Origin of the sequence: Saccharopolyspora hordei, assembly GCF_013410345.1 — a bacterium.
Lineage (GTDB): Bacteria > Actinomycetota > Actinomycetes > Mycobacteriales > Pseudonocardiaceae > Saccharopolyspora > Saccharopolyspora hordei.
Window position 1 is genome coordinate 4,126,755 of record NZ_JACCFJ010000001.1, and the last position, 17,229, is coordinate 4,143,983.

Consider the following 17,229-nt stretch of genomic DNA (forward strand, 5'->3'; position numbering starts at 1 on the left):
CGGAGAGCCGCCGCAGCACGCGACGGTGCGGCCTCGGGACCGGTGCGGGCGCGGGCTCCCAGCGCGCCGGCGAGCGGTCAGCACCCCGCGGTGCCCGGCAGGCTCGCCGCACCGCGCTCGGTCGAAGGCGGCCAGCGCCTGCTCGGTGACGGGCCGCTCGGGCTCGGTGCCTCCGCGCGGGCCCGCGGCGCGCGTGAGCCGGCCCGCCACACCGGCCTCCGGTCGCCAAGGTCTGCCCAACGGTGCCGTTGCATGCGCACCGCGCCACGGTGCGCCCGGCCCGCGCCGTTGTCAATGCGACGAACGAGGGTCCGCGGCCCCGGCGCCCACGCAGGTCCACCGGACGCACCGGGGCGCGGCGACCACGGTGCGTTACCCTCTCGGTCACAGGCCGGGCAGAGCGTGGGGTGTGGAGTGATGGCGGGGACTTCGGTGGGGCGCGCCGTCGAGCAGATCCGGCAGATGATGCGCAGCCAGGAGCTGCTGCCCGGGCAGCCGCTGCGGCAGGAGGCGCTCGCTGAACGCCTGGGCGTGAGCCGGGTCCCGGTGCGCGAGGCGCTGAAGGCCCTGGAGGCCGAGGGCGTGGTCCGCCACCAGCCGAACGTCGGCTACACCGTGGCCCGCCTGTCTGCCGAGGAGCTGCGACAGGCCTACCTGATGCGCGGCGCGCTGGAGTCGCTGGTGCTGCGGGAGCTGCCGCGGCTGAGCACGGCGCAGGTCATCGAGCTGAGCGAGCTCAACGACCAGATCGCGCAGGCGGCCGAGGAGGTCGACGTGCTGCGGATGACCGAGCTCAACCACGACTTCCACTTCGTCATCTTCCGTGCCTCGGGGCTGCAGCTGATCGTCGACGAGATCGAGCGGATCTGGAAGATGACCGAGGCGTACCGCTCGGTGTACCTCTACGACGACGCGGCGCGGCGCCGGATCGTCCGCGAGCACCGGCAGCTGATCGGCGCCCTGCGCCGCGGCCAGACGGAGAAGGCCGTCACGATCATGGACTCGCACCGCGACGCGACCCCGGCGCAGCTCGCCCCCACCCTCGGCGCAGGCCTCCCCCTCCCGGGCTGACGTCCTCGCGCACCTCGTCAGATCTCGCGCTGCGGCCGGTCCCCCACACACCGATCCCCCTGCCGCGGGCCGTGGTTGCGCCGATCGGGTCACCCACCGCTCGATCGCCGGATTGCATTCAATTTTGTATGGACTCCGGGGTGACGCCGTGCCAGACTCGGGCGGTCGCCGAGCTCGGAGGGACGGACATGGCAGACCTCGAGTACCAGGTCAGCGACGGGATCGGGACGATCCTGCTCAACCGCCCGCACCGCAAGAACGCCTTCACCCTGGAGATGATCGACCAGTGGGCGGCCGCCATCCGCTCCGCGCGGTTCGACCCCGAGGTCCGGGTGCTGGTGCTCACCGGCGCCGGCGACGCGTTCTGCTCGGGCGTCGACCTGGACGACTTCACCGCGGGCGAGAAGTCCGTGCTGGACCACAAGACCGTGCTCACCGAGCGCATCCACCAGGTCGCGCTGGCGCTGGAGGACTTCGACAAACCGGTCCTCGCCGCGGTCAACGGCGTCGCGGTCGGCGCGGGCATGGACATGGCGCTGATGTGCGACATCCGGTTCGTCGGCGAGTCCGCACGGCTGTCCGAGGGCTACGTCAAGGTCGGGCTGGTGCCCGGCGACGGCGGCTGCTACTTCCTGCCGCGACTGGTCGGCACGGCCAAGGCGCTGGAACTGCTGTGGACCGGTGACTTCGTGGACGCCGCCACCGCCGTGGAGCTCGGCATCGCCAGCCGCTGCTACCCCGACGACGAGCTGCTGGACCAGACCTACGCCTTCGCGCGGCGCCTCGCCGACGGCCCGCCCGTGGCGATCCGGGCGATCAAGCGGACCGTGTACCAGTCGGCGCGCACCGACCTGCGGACCTCGCTGGACCTGATCTCCTCGCACATGGCGGTCGTGCAGTCCACTGAGGACTCCGCGGAGGCGATGCGGGCCTTCAAGGAGAAGCGCGCCCCGAAGTTCCGGGGCCGGTGAGCGCCGTGGACGGGTTGCTGGACCCGCGGGCGGTGGCGGTCGTCGGGGCCTCCGAACGATCGGCGATGGCCGGCCGGCTGACCCACTACCTGCGCGACTTCGCCGGACCGGTCTACCCGGTCAACCCGAACCACCGGCAGGTGCACGGCCTGCCCTGCTACCCGTCGCTGTCGGAGCTGCCCGGTCCGGTGGACCTGGTGCTCGTGCTCGTCCCGGCCGCGCGGGTGCTGTCGGTGGTCGAGGAGGCCGGACGCGCGGGCGCGACCTGCGCGGTGGTGCTGTCCTCGGGGTTCGCCGAGGTCGGCGACGAGGGCCGTGCCCTGCAGGAGCAGCTCGTCGAGGTGGCCCGCCGGTACGGGCTGCGGGTCATCGGCCCGAACTGCCAGGGGCTGCTCTACCGGCCCACCGGCCTGGTCGCCACGTTCACCGCCGCCGCGGCGGGGCCGCAGCACCCGGACTCCGGCATCGCCTACGTCGGGCAGAGCGGCGCGCTGGGCGGCAGCTTCCTCGGCGGGGCCGCGGACCGCGGGATCGGGCTCACCGCCTGGGTCAGCGTCGGCAACCAGGCCGACCTCACCGCGACCGACGCGGCCGAACTGCTGGTCGCCGACCCCCACGTGCGGGTGCTCGCCTGCTACCTGGAGGAGCTGCCGGACGGGGACCGCTGGCAGCGGCTGACCGAGCGGGCCGCCTCGGCCGGCAAGCACGTCGCGGTGCTGCGCTCCGGCCGGTCCGCCGCGGGTGAGCGCGCCGTCGCCTCGCACACCGGTGCGCTGGTCCGGGCGGGCACCGCCTTCGACCTGCTGACCCGCGAAGCCGGCGCGGTCGAGGTCGACGACCTCGACGAGCTGCTCGACGCGGCGGTGGCGCTGACCGGCGACTCCCGGCCGCGCGGCCACCGCATCGGCGTGATCACCAGCTCCGGCGGGGCGGGCGGCCTGGTGGCCGACCAGGCCGGCGCGGTCGGGCTGGAGCTGCCGGAGCTGGACGCCGCGACGCAGGAGGCGCTGGCCCCGCTCATCCCGGCGTTCGGCAGCGCGGTGAACCCGGTGGACGTCACCGCGCAAGTCATCGACGACGCCGGCCAGTTCGGCGCGGTGTGCGAGGCGGTCGCCGACTCCGACCAGGTGGACGCGGTGCTGGTGGTGCTCACCACGATCGGCGGCGCGGCGGCGGTGGAGGTCGCCGAGTCGATCCTGCGGGCCGCCAAGCGCAGCACCACACCGTTCGCGGTGGCGTGGATGTACTCCCGCGAGCAGGTCGCCGAGGCCAGCGCGCTGTTGCGCCGCAGCGGGATCCCCGTGCTGGACACGACCACCGCCGCGCTGCGCCTGCTCGCGCACCTGGTACCGCGGGGAGGCCGTCGGGCCGAGCCGGCGGCACCGCGCGGCCTGGCGCGGTTGCTGGACCGGCCGGCGCTCACCGAGGCCGCGGGCGCGCCGCTCCTCGACGCGGTCGGGATCGCCCGGCCGCGCGGGCAGGTGGTCACCGACCCCGCCGAGGCCGTGGCGGTCGCCCGCGAGATCGGCGACCACGTCGTGCTCAAGGTCCAGTCCCCCGACCTCACGCACAAGAGCGACGTCGGCGGTGTCGTCGTCGGCGTTCCCGCCGACCGCGCGGACGGCGCCACCCGCGACCTGCTCGACACCGTCGCGGCGAACGCACCGCACGCGCGCGTCGAGGGCGTGCTGGTCCAGGAAGTCGTCCCGCCCGGCGTCGAGCTGCTGCTCGGCGTGCAGGGCAGCGAGCACGGCTACCCGCCGGTGGTGACGGTCGGCATGGGCGGCACCGCGACCGAGCTCTACCGGGACGTGGTGTCGGCGCTGGCCCCGCTCGACACCGACCAGGCGCTCGCCCTGCTGCGGCGCTTGCGCGGGTGGCCGCTGCTGGACGGGTTCCGCGGCCGGCCCCGCGGTGACGTGGCGGCAGCGGCCGCGGCGATCGCGGCGGTCTCCCAGGCCGCCGTCGAGCTCGGCGACGGTCTCGCCGAGATCGAGGTCAACCCGCTCGTGGTGCACGCGACCGGAGCGGTCGCCACCGACCTCGTCGTGACCAGCCATCCCCGGAGGTGACCATGAGCGGGTCAACGGAGCCCCGCCGCCCCACCCACGTCCGCGCCGTCCTCAGCGGCGCCATCGGCAACACCGTCGAGTGGTACGACTGGTTCGTCTACGCCAACTTCGCGCTGTACTTCGCCGGGCGGTTCTTCCCGGAGGGCGACGCGACCGCGCAGCTGATGAACACCGCCGCGGTGTTCGCCGTGGGCTTCCTGGCCCGCCCGCTGGGCGGCTGGGTGCTGGGGCGCATCGCCGACCGCCGGGGCCGCAAGTTCGGCCTGACGCTGTCGGTGACCATGATGTCGATCAGCGCGCTGCTCATCGCGATCGCCCCGGACCACGAGCAGGCCGGGTACCTCGGTGCGGTGCTGCTGCTCCTCGCGCGCATCATGCAGGGGCTCAGCGTCGGCGGCGAGTACGCGGCCAGCGCCGCCTACCTCACCGAGGTGTCGCGGCGCGGCAGGCGCGGGCTGGGGTCGAGCTTCCAGTACGTGTCGGTCACCATCGGCCAGCTGCTCGGGCTGGTCGTGCTCATGGTGCTGCAGTCCACCCTCACCGAGCAGCAGCTGACCGCGTGGGGCTGGCGGATCCCGTTCGTCATCGGGGCGATCGCCGCACTTGTCGTGTTCTACCTGCGCCGCCGGATGCACGAGACCGCGGCCTACGCCGAGGAGGAGCGCCACGACTCCGAGCAGCGGCGCGGCACGCTGCGCGAGGTGTGGCGGCACCGCCGCGCCGCCGGGCTGGTGTTCGCGCTGACCCTGGGCGGCAGCGTCGCCTTCTACACCTACACCACGTACCTGACGAAGTACCTGGCGAACTCGGTGGGGTTGAGCAAGTCCGACGCCGCGCTCGTCATGTTCCTCGCGCTGTGCCTGTTCACCGTGCTGCTGCCGATCGGCGGGGCGATCTCGGACAAGGTCGGCCGGCGTCCGGTGCTCGTCTTCTTCGGCGTCGGCACCACGCTGGGCACCTACCCGATCATGACGGCGATGCAGCGGTGGCCCGGGTTCGGCGTCGCGCTGGCGCTCACCGCGCTGGCGCTGACGATCGTGGCCGGGTACTCGTCGGTGAACGCGTGCGTGAAGGCCGAGCTGTTCCCCACCGGCATCCGCACCGTCGGGGTCGCGATCCCGTACGCGCTGGCGCAAGCCCTGTTCGGCGGGACCGCGGAGTACGTCGCGCTGGCGTTCCGCGACGCCGGTGTCGAGCACTGGTTCTTCTTCTACGTCTCGGCCTGCGGCCTGGTGTCGCTGCTGACCTACCTGCTGATGCCGGAGACGAGGACAGCGGCGCTGAGCCGCGCCGAGCAGCCGAGCGTTCCCGGGAAGGAGTCCGCGTGGTGAACTCGTCGTTGGACGGACTGCGCCGCGAGGTGCGCGAGCTGTGCCGCGCGTGGCGCGAGGCGGGCCGCTACCGGCCGCGGCCGGACGCCTGGTTGCGGTCGTTCGACCTGGCCTTCAGCAAGGAGCTCGCCGAGCGCGGCTGGTTGGGCATGACCTGGCCGCGGTCGGTGGGCGGTGGTGAGCGGTCGAACCTGGCCCGCCTGGTGCTCACCGAGGAACTGCTGCGCGCCGGCGCCCCCGTGGCCGCGCACTGGATCGGCGACCGGCAGATCGGGCCGGCGGTCCTGCGGTACGGCTCCGAGCGGTTGCAGCAGGAGGTCCTGCCCGGCATCGCCGCCGCGGAGCACGTCTTCTGCCTCGGCATGAGCGAACCCGACGCGGGCTCGGACCTCGCGGCGGTGCGCACCACCGCGACCCGCGTGCCGGGAGGCTGGCGGATCGACGGCCGCAAGATCTGGACCAGCCACGCGCACCGCGCCACGCACGCCTACCTGCTGGCACGCAGCGAGAAGTCGGAGGTCAAGCACGCGGGGCTGACCGAGTTCGTGCTGGACATGGACTCGCCCGGCGTGTCGGTGTCACCGATCGTGGACATGGCCGGCTCGCACCACTTCAACGAGGTGGTGTTCGAGAACGTCTTCGTCCCGGAGCACCGGGTGATCGGCACGGTCGGTGACGGCTGGAAGCAGGTCACCGAGCAGCTGTCCTACGAGCGCGGCGGACCGGAGCGGGTGCTGTCGACCTACCCGGTGCTGGCCGAACTGCTGGAGGTCGCCGACGACGGGCTGCTGGAGGAGGTCGGCGAGCTGGTCGCGCGGTTGGGCACGCTGCGCGCGCTGTGCGTGCGGGTCGCCGAGGCGATGGACGCCGGCGAGGCCCCGGTCCAGGCGGCCGCCACCCTGAAGTACCTCGGCACCGCGTTCGAGCGCGACGTCCTCGAATGCGCGCGGCGGGCAACCGGATCCGGGGTGGTCGACCCGGGGAGCGCGCTGGGCGAGGCCATCCTCGCCTCGCCGGGGTTCGGCATCCGGGGCGGCTCCTCCGAAGTGCTGCTGTCCATCCTCGCCAAGCAGGAGGCCCGGCGATGAGCACGGAGAACTCGCTGATCACCCGCGTCGCCGCGGACGTGCTGTCGGGCGTCGACCCGGAAGCACCCGCGGACGCGCTGCACCCGGTGTGGCCGACGCTGGTGGAACTGGGCTGGCCGCAGGTCGGCGTGCCCGAGGAACGCGGCGGCGCGGGCGGGAGCCTGCACGACCTCGTCGAGCTGGTGGCGGCCACGGCGGCGAGCGGCGTGAGCGTGCCGTTGCTGGAGGTGGCGGTGTCGCGCTGGGTGCTCGGCGCGGAGCTGGCGGACGCTCCCCTGGTCGTCACCACCACCGGCCTGGAGGCGGTGCCGTGGGCGCGCCACGCCAGCCACGTCCTGGTGCGACCGGAGCGGGAACCCGCCTTCCTGGCCGAGCGCGGCGCCCTCGAGGTGGTGCCCGGCGAGAACCTGGCGGGCGAACCCCGCGACGCGGTGCGGGTGACCGGAGCGACCACTGCCCTGCCCGACGCCCCGTCGCACGAGGAGGTGCTAGCGCGCGCGGCGTTGCTCAAGGCGGCAGCACTGCTCGGTGCGGCGCGCGGCGCGTACCGGCACACGCGCGAACACGTCACGCAGCGCGAGCAGTTCGGCCGGCCGCTCGTCGCGCTCAAGCCCGTGGCCTCGTCGCTGGCGGAGATGCGCGTGCACCTCGTGGCCACCGAGGCCGCCGTCGCGCGCGCCGCGCGCGGGCACGAGGAGGACCCCGACCGGGCGCTGGCCGCCACGGCTGCGGCGAAGGTGACCGCGGCGCGCACCGCGACCAGCGTCGCGCGCGCGGCGCACCAGCTGCACGGGGCGATGGGAGTGACGCGGGAGCACCCGCTGCACCACGTCACCCGGAAGTTGTGGGCGTGGCGGGACGAATCCGGCACCGAGCGGAGCTGGTCGGCCCGTCTCGGGCGAGCTGCGCTCACCGGCGGCGAAGCCGCGCTCTGGGACCACCTCACCGCCTGACGGCCGGGAGCGCGCAGCGGCGCCGGAGCACTGATGCGCGCTCCCGAGCGAGTCGTATTCTGGGTGCGTGACGACGGCATCGGACTCCTCGTCCCACACCGGCCCGGCGATCCCGCGCGGCCAGGGCGGCGACGCGCTCTCCGTTGCGGCGCGGGAGATCTTCGCCGAGCGGGGCTACCACGGCGCGTCCATCCGGGACATCGCCAGGCGGGCCGGGTTGAGCCTGTCCGCGCTGTACTACTGGCACTCCAGCAAGCAGGAGCTGTTCGCCGGTCTGCTGGAGGACAGCGTCGACGACTACGTGCGCACCTGCGGTGCGGCGCTGCGCGACTGCGCCGACGACCCGGCCGAGCGGCTGCGCGCGCTCGTGCGCGCCACCGTGGACTACCGGGTGCGGCGGCGGGTGGAGAGCACCATCGCCGCCCGGGACGCCGACAACCTGGACCCGGTGCACGCGCAACGGCTCGCCGAGCTGCGCAGGTCGGCGACGCAGCTGTTCGACGACATCATCGAAGACGGGGTGCGGCGCGGGACGTTCCGCTGCGAACACCCCGCCGAGGCGCGGCGGGCGATCCAGGCCGCGTGCAACGCCATCCCGCAGTGGTACGACCCGGACGGGGACGTCGACCCGGCCGAGCTGGCCGACCGCTACGTCACCATCGCGCTGCGCATCGTCGGCGCCTGAAGCGGCCGTCAGCCGTGCGCGGCCGGTCCGCGTTCCAGCAGCTCCACCGGGACGTCGACGTGCCGGGCGCGGAGGAACTCGCCGACCGCCTTGCCGATCGGGTCCACCCGCAGGTTGCTCGAACCACCGGTGCCCAGCAGTCCGCGCAGGACGAAGTGCACCGCCCGCAGGTGCGGGAACTCGTGCCGGACGATGTCGAGGTCCTTCGCCTCGGGCATCAGCCGCCGCAGCTCCTCGGTGCTGAGCAGGCTGCGCAGCCACGGCCACGCCTTCGGGTCGGCCACCCACAGGCCGACGTTGCTGTTGCCGCCCTTGTCACCGCTGCGCGCGTGCACGAGGCGGCCGAGCGGGACGCGGCGGGTCTCGCCGAGCGCCACCGGCGCCGGTTCCGGGTGCGTGGGCTGGCTCGGCTGCTCGGTGGCCGGTGGCGGGTCGACCGCGATCCGGGTGCCGTCGTCGAGCACCACCTCGTGCGGCACCGCGTCGATCGCCAGCAGCGACGGCCAGTAGTCGATGCGCGGTTTCGGCGAGCTGGACTGGCGCGCCGCGTTGTCGGTGAAGAAGCCGGGGATGCTCGACAGGAACAGCTCGCCGATGCCCTCGGACAGCCGTGCCAGCGGCTCCCGCTCGGCGGCGGTGGCCATGATGCGCACTTGGACGGTGGCGTCCCACTGGCGGTCCGGGTCCTCGGCGGCCGTGCCGAGCGCAGTCACGTCGAGCTCGGCGTCCACCCCCTCCAGCAGCGCCTCGGCCTGGGCGCGGACGAGCGCGACCTTCTCGTCGACGTCCAGGCCGGTGGCGTAGACGCTGACGACGATCTGGTGGCCGATCGGGGCGAACATCGCGACCTTGGTCGACGGGGGCGGCGGGGAGCCGGTGGCGCCGGAGATCTCCACGCGGTCCGGTGCGAGCTGGCGCAGCCGCACGGTGTCCAGGTGCGCGGTGACGTCCGGGTTGAGGTAGCGCGGGCCCTGGATCTCGTACACCAGCTGGGCGGTCACGGTGTCCACTGTGACCGTTCCGCCGTCACCGGGGTGCTTGGTGATGACCGTGGTGCCGTCGGCGTCGATCTCGGCGACCGGGAAGCCGGGGCGGACCATCCCCGGCACCTGGGTGAAGCCGGAGAAGTTCCCGCCGACCGCGTGCGGCCCGCACTCGATGACGTGCCCGGCGACCACCGCGGCGGCGAGCCGGTCCCAGTCGTCGGGGCGCCAGTCGTGCCACCACGCGGCCGGGCCCGCGGTGAGCGAGGCGTCGGTGACCCGCCCGCACACCACCACGTCCGCGCCGGCGCGCAGGGCCGCGGCGATCCCCCACCCGCCGAGGTAGGCGTTGGCCGCGATGGGCCGGTGCCCCCAGTCGGCCAGCGGCGCACCGCTGTCCATGCTGCGCATCTCGTGCCCCGCGGCCAGCAGGTCATCCACTGTGGACAGGATGTTGTCGCCCTCCACGTGCGCGACCCGCAGCGGCGCGCCGTTCTCGGTGACCATCGCGCGCACCGCCGCGGCCAGCCCCGCCGGGTTGAACCCGCCGGCGTTGACCACCACCTTGGTGCCGCGTTCGGCCAGCGCTCCCAGGTGCGGTCGGAGCTGGTCGAGGAAGTACTCGACGTAGCCCTTGGACGGGTCCGTGCGGTGCCGGGCCGCCAGCATGGCGAGGGTGAACTCGGCCAGGTAGTCGCCGATCAGCACGTCGCAGGGCGCGCCGGCCATCGCCTCGTCCAGGGCGCTGCGCCGGTCGCCCAAGTAGCCGGAGAACCCGCCGATCCGGATGGCCCGCGTCATTGGTCTCGCCTCCACGTCGTGTCGTCGCCGCCTCACACCAGCCCGAGCTCTCGCACCGCGTCCCACGCCAGCTGCGCCTGGCGGAGCTCCTCCGCCGCGCGCGCCTCGGCGTCGTAGCCGTCGTCGCCCATCACCCCGGCCAGGTAGCGGGCGCGCACCCCGGCGGTGATGCAGCAGGACCGCCAGCGCTGGAAGGCCACGTAGTACGAGAGGCGCGAGACGTCGCGGCCGGTCAGCTCGGCGTAGCGCGCGACGACCTCGTCGCGGCCGGGGAACCCGGGTTCGGCGGTGGGACCGTGGGCGACGCCAGGGACATCGTCCCCCGGTTCGACCCACGACGCCACCAGCCAGCCGAGGTCGGCCAGCGGGTCGCCCAGGGTGGCCAGCTCCCAGTCGAAGACGGCCAGCACCTCGCCGTCGGGCGCGAACGACAGGTTGCCCGGCCGGAAGTCACCGTGCACGATCCCGGTACTCTGCTCGGGGACCCCGGCCACCAGCGCGTCGTGCACCGCGTCCAGCAGCTCCAGGTCGGGCGCGCCGGACTGGTGCACCTGCCGCTGCCACCGGCTCAGCTGCCGCTGCAGGTAGCCGTCGCGGCGGGCGACACCGCCGAGCCCCACCGCGTCCGGGTCGATGGTGTGCAGCGCCGCCAGGCACTCCACCGTCGCCATCCCGGCCCGCCGTCGGGCCTCCAGCGAGAAGGGCGCCGCCGCGGCCCCGTCGCCGAGCACCGTGCCGTCGACGAAGCCCATCACGTAGAACTCGGCGCCGGTCACCGAGGTGTCCGAGCAGTACGCCAACGGCTCGGGAACCGGCACCGCGGTGCCGTGCAGGGCGGAGAGGAACCGCCACTCGCGGCTCATGTCGTGCGCGGTGCTGAGCACCCCGCCGGTGGGTGGCCGGCGCAGCGCGCGCACCACGCCGTCGGCGTCGGTGACCCGGTAGGTCAGGTTGGACCGGCCGCCGGAGACCAGCGAGAAGGTCACCGGCGGGCGCAGGCCCGGCACGTTGTCGCGCAACCAGCGCTCGGTGGGGCCCGGTTCGATGCCGCGCAGCTCCACGTCACACCCCCTGCGCGCCGAGGCGCTCGCGCAGCCGGCGCTTGAGCACCTTGCCGGTCGGGGTGCGCGGCAGCGGGTCGTCGCGCACGACCACGTGGGCCGGGACCTTGAACGCCGCCAGCCGTGCCGCGACGTGCTGCTGCAGCTCGGTGGTCTCGACCGGCTCCCGCAGGTTCACCACGGCCGCCACCTCCTCGCCCAGCGTCGGGTGCGGCAGGCCGATGACCGCGCAGTCGGCCACCGCGGGGTGCTCGAACAACGCCGCCTCGACCTCCGCGCAGTAGACGTTCTCGCCGCCGCGGATCACCACGTCCTTGAGCCGGTCCACCACGTGCACCCAGCCGTCCACGACGTACCCGAGGTCGCCGGTGCGGAACCAGCCGTCGACGAACGCCTCCGCGGTGGCCTCCGGGTTGTTCCAGTAACCGCGCACGATGTTCGGCCCGCGGAACCACAGTTCGCCGATCTCGCCGTCGGGCAGGTCGTCACCGGTCGCCGGGTCCACGACGCGCAGGTCCGCCCCCGGCACGCACCGGCCGACGCTGTCGGGGTGGGCCAGGTAGTCACCGCCCGCGTTCATGACCACCGCCGAGGTCGTCTCGGTCAGGCCGTAGCCGTTGCCCGGTGCCACTCCGCCCGTGCCCAGTCGGCCGATGCGCTCGACGAGGTCGGGCGGGATCGGCGCCCCGCCCATGTTGACGCCGTCCAGCCGGCTCGCCTCGTCGACGTTCTCGACGAGGTCGCGCATCACCGTCGGCACCCCGGCCGCGGTGGTCAGGTCCGCCTCGACGATCAGCCGCGCCGCGGCCTCCCGGTCCCACCGGTACAGGGTGGCCAGCTTCGCCCCGACGAGCGTCGCGAAGCACAGCGAGTTGATCCCGGCGATGTGGAACAGCGGGAAGGTCAGCAGCACACCGGGTTGCGGCGCGCTCGGGTCGCCCAGGGGCGGGAACACCCCGCCGTTGGCCAGCGCGGCCTGGACCCGCCTGCCGACCACCGTGTTGAGCAGGTTCGTGCAGTGGTTTCGGTGCGTGCCGACCGCGCCCTTGGGGCGTCCGGTGGTGCCGGAGGTGTACAGGATCGTCGCGTCGTCGTCGGGACCGATGGTCACGTCCGGCAGCTCGGCCTGCTCCGGCAGCGACGCCACCAGCTCCGACCACGCCCGCACGCCCGGCCCGGGTTCGCCGCCGCGGACCTCCACGACCGGCACGTCGCGGTCGAGCCGCGCGGTCCGCTCGGCGTCGGCGAACACCAGCGCCGCCCCGGAGTCGGTCATCCCGTAGCGGAGTTCGGCGTCGGTCCACCAGGCGTTGAGCGGCACCGCGACCAGGCCCGCGGCCTGGATCGCCCAGAAGACGACCGCCCACTCCGGGAAGTTGCGCATCGCGATGGCGACCCGGTCGCCCTGGGTCAGCCCGTACTCCTCCCGCAGGCACCGCGCCAGCCCGGCCACCAGCCGGAAGTGCTCGGCGTAGCTGCACCGGAAGTCCTCGTAGACCAGGAACTCCCGGTCACCGTGACCGCGGCTGAACAGCACCACGTCGCGCAGCGTCGCCGGTCCACCGGTGTAGACGCGCATCGGGATGCCGCCGACCTCCTGCTCGGCGATCTCGAACTCCCCACCGGGGCCGGTGAGTTCGGCGAGCAACCGCTCCCGCAGGTCCTCCGCCATCACGCCCTCCTCGTTCAGTGCCGCGCGTGGTTGAGCTCGAGGCCGGGGCAGTGCCACTCCACCGCGTAGAGGATCCCCCAGCCGGACGAGGTGATGTAGGCGGTGCGCAGGTCCGGGCCGCCGAAGCAGATGTTGGTGACGTGCGGGTCGTGCCGGGGCGGTTTGACGACGTCCTTGAGCTCGCCGTCCGGGGAGATCACGCTGATGCCGCCGGTGACCAGCGTCGCCACGCACACGTTGCCCTCGGAGTCCACCGCCAGCGAGTCCAGCAGCTGGTAGCCGGGGAAGCCGTGCAGCAGCGCCGCACCGGCCGGTCCGTTCCCGGTGCGGCGCAACCGCCCCGGGCCCTCGACGTCCCAGTACCAGACCCGCCCGGTGCTGGTCTCCGCGACGTAGACCCGCGATCCGTCCGGGGACAGCCCGACCCCGTTGGCGTCGGCCAGCGGGTAGGCGATCTCCTCGATCCGGCTGCCGTCGGGGGTGGCGTAGTACAGCCCGCCGCGGTCGACCTCGCGGGGCCGCCGCTTGCCCAGGTCGGTGAAGTAGAAGCCGCCGTGGGCGTCGAAGACGATGTCGTTGGGCCCGCGCAGCCCGTGCCCGTCGACCTCGGTGTAGAGGTCGGTGACGGTGCCGTCCAGCGTGACGCGCTGGATCCGGCCGCCGATGTAGTCCGCCGGCTGCTCGCCCGGCACGTCGCGGCCGCGGACCTCCCACCACTCGAAACCGCCGTTGTTGCAGACGTAGACCGCACCGTCCGGGCCGATCGCCGCCCCGTTCGGACCACCACCGCACTCGGCGACGACCGAGACCGAGCCGTCGGGGGCGACCCGGGACAGGGTGCCGCGCTTGATCTCCACCAGCAGCACGGAACCGTCCGGCATCGCCACCGGACCTTCCGGGAACTGCAGCCCCGAGGCGATCTGCCGCATCTCGGTCATGGTGCTCCTTCCCGGGTCGCCGACCCGATCCGTCCACTGAGGAATTGCGAGACTCGCGGGAAGATCCGTGCACGCGTGCCGGTGACATTAGGCGCGTCCGCGCGAGGAGCACAAGAGGACGATCGGGGACGTTCTTGACGTCGCGCTGAAAACCGCCATAGCGTGCGGGAAAGTCCGTCGCGCACCACGCCTTCCCGGGAGGACCCGTGACCACTTCGCCCGACCAGCGCGTCAGCTGCACCACCACCGACGGCGTGGCGGACGTGCGGTTGAGCCGGCCGGACAAGCTCAACGCGCTGGACCAGGCGATGTTCGACGCGCTGGTGGCCACCGGGCTGCGGTTGCGCGAGGAGCGCGGGGTGCGCGCCGTGGTGCTCTCCGGCGAGGGCCGGGCGTTCTGCGCGGGGCTGGACTTCGCCAGCTTCCAGCAGATGGCCGACGGCGGCCGGTCCTTCGAGCGGCGCCCGGCGACCACCGAACCGGTCGGCCCGGCCAAGGCCCGCGGCCAGCAGGCGGCGTACGTGTGGGCGACGATCCCGGTCCCGGTGATCGCCGCGGTGCACGGGGTGGCGTTCGGTGGCGGCCTCCAGGTCGCGCTGGGCGCGGACATCCGGTTGGTGGCGCCCGACGCGCAGCTGTCCGTGATGGAGATCAAGTGGGGCCTGGTGCCGGACATGACCGGCACCCAGCTGCTGCCGGAGCTGGTGGGCCGCGACGTCGCCAAGGAGCTGACCTTCACCGGACGCGTCGTCAGCGGCACCGAGGCCGCCGAGCTCGGCCTGGCCACCCGCGTCGAGCCGGACCCGCGGGCCGCGGCGCTGGAGCTGGCCCGCGAGATCGCGAGCAAGAGCCCGGAGGCGGTCCGGCACTCCAAGCGCCTGCTCGACATGGCGGGCCGCGCCGGCCTCGCCGAGGGCTTCGACGCCGAGCAGGAGGCGATCGGGTCCCTCATCGGCAGCCCCAACCAGACCGAAGCGGTCAAGGCCAACCTGGAGCGCCGCGACCCGCGCTTCACCGACCCCGCCTGACGCGCCGCGCGCGCTCGGCGGGGACCGGTGCGCGGTGCCCCGGACCGCGATCACGGCTGCCCGGCGGGACGTTCGGGCCAGTGCGGGAGGAAGTCCGGGTAGTCGGTGCTGACCTTCATCGGGAACTCCGCCGGTCGCTTGGCGAGGAACGACTCGACCCCTTCGGCGGCGTCCGGGGCGGCACCGAGGTGGTGGATCGCCTGGGAGTCCAGGCGGTGCGCCTCCCACGGCGAGTCCGCGCTGAGCATCCCCCACAGCAGCTGCCGGGACACCGCCACCGAGACCGCCGAGGTGTTCTCGGCGATCTCCCGGGCGATCCCGCGCGCCGCGGGCAGCAGCTCGTCGTCCGGGACCACCCGGGACACCAGGCGGCCGGACAGCGCCTCGCGCGCGTCGAACACCCGCCCGGTGGCCACCCACTCCATCGCCTGCGAGATGCCGACCACGCGCGGCAGGAACCACGTCGACGCCGCCTCCGGGAGGAGTCCCCGGCGGGCGAAGACGAACCCGAACCGCGCCGACTCGGCGGCCAGCCGGATGTCCGCGGGCAGCGTCATCGTCACGCCGACCCCGACCGCCGGGCCGTTGAACGCCACGATCACCGGCTTGCGCGACTCGGCGATGCGCAGCGCCACCGTTCCGCCGCCGTCGCGCGGCACCCCGTCGATCTCCCCGGCCGACCAACGGGCGGCCGCGCGCTCGCCGTCCGCCGCGGCGTTGAAGGTGTCCGCGCCCGCGCTCAGGTCGGCCCCGGCGCAGAACCCGCGCCCGGCACCGGTGAGGACGACCGCGCGGACCTCGTCGTCGGCGTCCGCGGCGTCGAACGCGTCGATGAGCTCGTCGCGCATCACGTGGGTGAAGGCGTTGAGCTTCTCCGGCCGGTGCAGGGTGATCGTCGCGGTGCGGTCGGCGACCTCGTAGCGGATCTGCTCGTGGCTCATCGCACCATCCACTCCCCGGTGAACTCGGGTTCGGTCTTGTCCACGAACGCCTTCCGCGCGGCCGGCGCGTCGGTGGCGAAGTTGATGGTCTGCGCGCGGGCCTCGTTCTCCAGCGCCTCCCGCAGGCTCTGGTGGCTGCCCGCGTGCAGCACCTGCTTGTTCTGCGCCAGCGCGACCGGCGGGCCCTGCGCGAGGCGCTCGGCGAGGTCGGTGACGAAGCCGTCGATCTCGTCGTCCTCCCGCACCCAGGTGACCGCGCCGATCTCGCGCGCCTCCTCGGCGCCGATGATGTCGCCGAGCAGCGCCAGGCGCTTGGCCTGCTGCATGCCCACGATCCGCGGCAGCAGCCAGGACCCGCCGAAGTCCAGCGACAGCCCGCGCTTGGCGAAGATCTGCGAGAACCGCGCGTCGGGCGTGCACACCACGAAGTCGCACCCCAGGGCCAGGTTCCACCCGGCGCCGACCGCCACCCCGCGCACCTTGGCCACCGACGGCTTCGGCAGCTCGTGCAGGGCGAGCACGATGTCGTTGATGCCGTGCATCCGCAGCAGCGGGTGCTGCGTGCCGCGGTCGCTGCTCAGGTCCGCGCCCGCGCAGAAGTCGCCACCGGCGCCGGTGATCACCACGCAGCGCACGTCGTCGTCCGCCGCGGCCCGGGTGATCGCCTCGTGCAGCCCGCGCCAGGCGGCCGTGTCCACCGCGTTCTTGCGCTCCGGCCTGTTGATCGTGATCGTCAGCACGGACCCGTCCTGGGTCACCAGGACCTCGCCACCGTCCACTGTGTTCACCACCGCTCCAGCAAGGGGTGCGGCGCACCGCACCTCGGGGACGACTTGAAAACGACTGCGTGCGCTGGGAAGGTCCTGGTGGACCCGAAACGCGAGGAGAGCGAGCCAGCATGTCCGACGTGGAGTACCGGCAGTCCCGGTTCTCGGTCCCGGCCGGGGCCGCCGACATCCTGTTGGTCCGGCACGGCGAATCGGCCCCGGCACGGCCCGACCGCCCCTTCCCGCTCGTCGACGGGCAGGGAGACCCGGACCTGGCGCCGGAGGGCCGGGAGCACGCCGAGCGCGTCGCGCAGCGGCTGGCCGACGCCGGTCTGCACGCCCTCTACGTGACCACGCTGCGCCGGACCGCGCAGACGGCGGCACCGCTGGCCGCCCGCCTCGGCCTGACCCCGCGGGTCGAGCCCGACCTGCGCGAGGTGCACCTCGGCGAGTGGGAAGGCGGCCTGTTCCGCCAGAAGGTGGCCGCCGGCGACCCGGTCGTGCAGCGCATGCACGCCGAGCAGCGCTGGGACGTCATCCCCGGGGCCGAGTCCACCGAGGCGCTGAGCGCGCGCGTGCGCGGCGCGATCGAGCGCCTGGCCGCGGCGCACCCGGACCAGCGGATCGCGGTGTTCACCCACGGCGGCGTCATCGGCCAGGTGATGGCGCTGGCCACCGGGTCCCGGCCGCTGGCGTTCCTGGGCGCCGACAACGGGTCCATCTCCCGCATCGTGGTGACCCGAGACCGCTGGATCGTCCGCGCCTTCAACGACACCGCTCACCTGCAGGACGACCTCTCGGGCCGGGCCGCGGCGCTGACCTGACGCTCCCGCGAGGTCCACGGCGCGGCACCGGCGTGGCATCGGC

The 17,229-nt window shown here is 73.8% G+C and carries 15 protein-coding genes; 9 read left to right on the top strand and 6 right to left on the bottom strand.

The genetic code is table 11. The features are described 5' to 3' along the window. The first annotated feature begins 417 nt into the window (after nt 1-417). The 7 genes from HNR68_RS18925 to HNR68_RS27470 all read left to right on the top strand — a co-directional run bounded on the left by HNR68_RS18925 (nt 418) and on the right by HNR68_RS27470 (nt 8,171). The gene (locus tag HNR68_RS18925; RefSeq protein WP_179722984.1) at nt 418-1,071 is read left to right on the top strand and encodes a GntR family transcriptional regulator; all 654 of its coding nucleotides are present in this window, start codon (nt 418-420) and stop codon (nt 1,069-1,071) included. A gap of 188 nt (nt 1,072-1,259) precedes the next feature. Beyond that, nucleotides 1,260-2,042, top strand: coding sequence for an enoyl-CoA hydratase/isomerase family protein (locus HNR68_RS18930; protein WP_179722986.1), 783 nt, complete (start codon nt 1,260-1,262; stop codon nt 2,040-2,042). Beyond that, entirely contained in the window at nt 2,039-4,114 is a 2,076-nt protein-coding gene (locus HNR68_RS18935; protein WP_218888350.1) for an acetate--CoA ligase family protein, read from the top strand. Before HNR68_RS18930 ends, HNR68_RS18935 begins: the two co-directional genes overlap by 4 nt. Nucleotides 4,115-4,116: 2 nt before the next feature. Further along, on the top strand, nt 4,117-5,445 hold the full coding sequence (locus HNR68_RS18940; protein WP_179722988.1) for an MFS transporter: 1,329 nt from the start codon (nt 4,117-4,119) through the stop codon (nt 5,443-5,445). Then, complete coding sequence (locus tag HNR68_RS18945; RefSeq protein ID WP_343050248.1) at nt 5,442-6,533, top strand: acyl-CoA dehydrogenase family protein; 1,092 nt, start codon at nt 5,442-5,444, stop codon at nt 6,531-6,533. The genes HNR68_RS18940 and HNR68_RS18945 overlap by 4 nt, the downstream gene beginning before the upstream one ends. Further along, the gene (locus tag HNR68_RS18950) at nt 6,530-7,486 is read left to right on the top strand and encodes an acyl-CoA dehydrogenase family protein (RefSeq protein ID WP_179722992.1); all 957 of its coding nucleotides are present in this window, start codon (nt 6,530-6,532) and stop codon (nt 7,484-7,486) included. Before HNR68_RS18945 ends, HNR68_RS18950 begins: the two co-directional genes overlap by 4 nt. A gap of 67 nt (nt 7,487-7,553) precedes the next feature. Further along, on the top strand, nt 7,554-8,171 hold the full coding sequence (locus tag HNR68_RS27470) for a TetR-type transcription factor C-terminal domain-containing protein (protein ID WP_179722993.1): 618 nt from the start codon (nt 7,554-7,556) through the stop codon (nt 8,169-8,171). Between the two features lie 8 nt (nt 8,172-8,179). On the opposite strand, the gene HNR68_RS18960 is transcribed toward HNR68_RS27470, so the two are convergent. Genes HNR68_RS18960 through HNR68_RS18975 form a run of 4 tightly spaced genes read right to left on the bottom strand, consistent with a single transcriptional unit; the run spans nt 8,180 to nt 13,626 of the window. Continuing rightward, on the bottom strand, nt 8,180-9,955 hold the full coding sequence (locus HNR68_RS18960; RefSeq protein ID WP_179722995.1) for an acyclic terpene utilization AtuA family protein: 1,776 nt from the start codon (nt 9,953-9,955) through the stop codon (nt 8,180-8,182). Between the two features lie 32 nt (nt 9,956-9,987). Further along, nucleotides 9,988-11,016 carry a phosphotransferase gene (locus tag HNR68_RS18965; RefSeq protein ID WP_179722997.1) on the bottom strand — a complete coding sequence of 343 codons (1,029 nt, stop codon included), beginning with the start codon at nt 11,014-11,016 and terminating at the stop codon, nt 9,988-9,990. A gap of 1 nt (nt 11,017) precedes the next feature. Further along, nucleotides 11,018-12,688: a class I adenylate-forming enzyme family protein gene (locus HNR68_RS18970; protein WP_179722999.1), complete on the bottom strand. Its 1,671-nt coding sequence runs from the start codon at nt 12,686-12,688 to the stop codon at nt 11,018-11,020. 14 nt (nt 12,689-12,702) lie between these two features. Next, on the bottom strand, nt 12,703-13,626 hold the full coding sequence (locus tag HNR68_RS18975) for an SMP-30/gluconolactonase/LRE family protein (RefSeq protein ID WP_246330489.1): 924 nt from the start codon (nt 13,624-13,626) through the stop codon (nt 12,703-12,705). Between the two features lie 206 nt (nt 13,627-13,832). Here HNR68_RS18975 and HNR68_RS18980 point away from each other — a divergent pair, with 206 nt between their 5' ends. Further along, nucleotides 13,833-14,654 (top strand): crotonase/enoyl-CoA hydratase family protein, encoded by an 822-nt coding sequence (locus HNR68_RS18980; RefSeq protein ID WP_179723001.1) that lies wholly within the window; start codon nt 13,833-13,835, stop codon nt 14,652-14,654. Between the two features lie 50 nt (nt 14,655-14,704). Here HNR68_RS18980 and HNR68_RS18985 read toward each other — a convergent pair whose 3' ends face one another. Both HNR68_RS18985 and HNR68_RS18990 read right to left on the bottom strand, forming a co-directional pair. Further along, complete coding sequence (locus HNR68_RS18985) at nt 14,705-15,595, bottom strand: crotonase/enoyl-CoA hydratase family protein (protein WP_179723003.1); 891 nt, start codon at nt 15,593-15,595, stop codon at nt 14,705-14,707. Beyond that, complete coding sequence (locus tag HNR68_RS18990; RefSeq protein WP_343050249.1) at nt 15,592-16,383, bottom strand: enoyl-CoA hydratase/isomerase family protein; 792 nt, start codon at nt 16,381-16,383, stop codon at nt 15,592-15,594. Before HNR68_RS18990 ends, HNR68_RS18985 begins: the two co-directional genes overlap by 4 nt. Nucleotides 16,384-16,493: 110 nt before the next feature. On the opposite strand from HNR68_RS18990, the gene HNR68_RS18995 reads away from it, so the two are divergent. Further along, nucleotides 16,494-17,186, top strand: coding sequence for a histidine phosphatase family protein (locus HNR68_RS18995; RefSeq protein ID WP_179723005.1), 693 nt, complete (start codon nt 16,494-16,496; stop codon nt 17,184-17,186). The last annotated feature ends 43 nt before the right edge of the window (nt 17,187-17,229 follow it).

Bases quoted from the DNA above. Each gene is read 5' to 3' on its own strand.
- HNR68_RS18925 (WP_179722984.1), top strand. From the start codon at position 418: ATGGCGGGGACTTCGGTGGGGCGCGCCGTCGAGCAGATCCGGCAGATG.
- HNR68_RS18930 (WP_179722986.1), top strand. From the start codon at position 1,260: ATGGCAGACCTCGAGTACCAGGTCAGCGACGGGATCGGGACGATCCTG.
- HNR68_RS18940 (WP_179722988.1), top strand. From the start codon at position 4,117: ATGAGCGGGTCAACGGAGCCCCGCCGCCCCACCCACGTCCGCGCCGTC.
- HNR68_RS18950 (WP_179722992.1), top strand. From the start codon at position 6,530: ATGAGCACGGAGAACTCGCTGATCACCCGCGTCGCCGCGGACGTGCTG.
- HNR68_RS18960 (WP_179722995.1), bottom strand. From the start codon at position 9,955: ATGACGCGGGCCATCCGGATCGGCGGGTTCTCCGGCTACTTGGGCGAC.
- HNR68_RS18970 (WP_179722999.1), bottom strand. From the start codon at position 12,688: ATGGCGGAGGACCTGCGGGAGCGGTTGCTCGCCGAACTCACCGGCCCC.
- HNR68_RS18975 (WP_246330489.1), bottom strand. From the start codon at position 13,626: ATGACCGAGATGCGGCAGATCGCCTCGGGGCTGCAGTTCCCGGAAGGT.
- HNR68_RS18985 (WP_179723003.1), bottom strand. From the start codon at position 15,595: ATGAGCCACGAGCAGATCCGCTACGAGGTCGCCGACCGCACCGCGACG.
- HNR68_RS18995 (WP_179723005.1), top strand. From the start codon at position 16,494: ATGTCCGACGTGGAGTACCGGCAGTCCCGGTTCTCGGTCCCGGCCGGG.